Raw genomic sequence first — 1,272 nt, 5'->3', positions numbered from 1 at the left:
AAGAATCAACTGCAAACCGAAAAGCGTATAGCGGCGGTGTGTGGTAATGCATTTGTGCGTAATATGCTTCGTATTGAGCTTGAGCATCAAGGTCTCAAGTTGCATGGTTGGATCACCACCCCGGATGGGGCTCGTCAGCAAAGCGATTTGCAGTATTGTTACGTGAATGGCCGCATGATGCGGGACAAACTGATCAATCATGCGATTCGTCAAAGTTACGAAATGAGCTTAAAGCCGGATCAATTTGCTGCGTATGTATTGTTCATCGAGCTAGACCCGCATCAGGTGGACGTGAACGTTCATCCAGCGAAGCATGAAGTGCGTTTCCACCAAGCAAGATTGGTACATGACTTTATCTATCAAGCTTTGGCTGATGCACTGGCACAAAGCTCTGTGATTGATAAGCCGCAAGTCAATGAGTCCGCGTTCCATCGAGCAGAGCCTGAAGAGCGAGAAAGCCAACCGGAAACGACGCCTCAATACTCGCCACAATCAGTGAGTACTACTGTCCCAGAGCGTGTGTATCAAGCGATTTATAAACCGCCTACGTACCCTGGCCGTACTGATGATGAGATAGAGCCACGCTATCGTGCGCCGAGTGATTCATCTGTGCGTGAAGCGCGCATTGCAGATTCCTTTAAGCGAACGGATTGGATTGAATCCAAACCTGCGCCTAAACCAAATGTAGGTAAAGAGCGTCATGCTGAACCTGCGCCAAGTAAGCGAGAAGTCCACGCTTACCATGAACTGCTAAAAACACCCGACTTCGAATCTCAACAAGCTGAGCAACCGACATCGACAGAGTCCGTTCGAGAAGTGAGTTTGCCTCAAGTTACAGCGTTGGGGAAAGCGTTGGCCGTTGTGGATGAACAATTTGTTCTGATGAGCAGCGACAGTGGCGTAGCATTAGTTTCATTACCTCGAGCTGAGTTCTATCGCACCAAAGGTCAGTTGACGCCAAGTGAAGGAGCGTTAAAAGCGCAGCCTTTATTAGTACCGTTGTCGATGAAGTTGGACACTGACTTAGTGACGTTGGCACAAGATTATCAACAAGACTTTGCTCAGTTGGGTATCCAATTAAAAGCCAGAAATGATAAAGCGCTAATGGTCATGGGCGTGCCAGCACCATTACGCCAACAAAACTTACAAAATTTAGTACCAGATCTGTTATCTTACGCGCAAACGTGGATGAAGGGAGAAAAGGCGTCAACTCAGATGCTTCCTGCGCTGATCGATTGGCTTGCTGTGCAGGTCACAACGGTCAAGAGTCAC

Annotated in this window: 1 protein-coding gene; it reads left to right on the top strand. The window is 48.1% G+C overall.

Translation table 11 applies throughout. From position 1 onward, the window contains the following. A partial coding sequence (mutL, locus tag R7Q38_RS23695; RefSeq protein WP_318114505.1) for a DNA mismatch repair endonuclease MutL occupies window positions 1-1,272 on the top strand: 1,272 nt, incomplete at both ends.

The sequence above is a fragment of the Vibrio sp. Vb0598 genome, from assembly GCF_033338935.1.
In the GTDB taxonomy this organism is placed as follows: domain Bacteria; phylum Pseudomonadota; class Gammaproteobacteria; order Enterobacterales; family Vibrionaceae; genus Vibrio; species Vibrio alginolyticus.
Note: the sequence above shows the minus strand (reverse complement) of the source record. Positions and strands in the feature narration are given on the sequence as shown.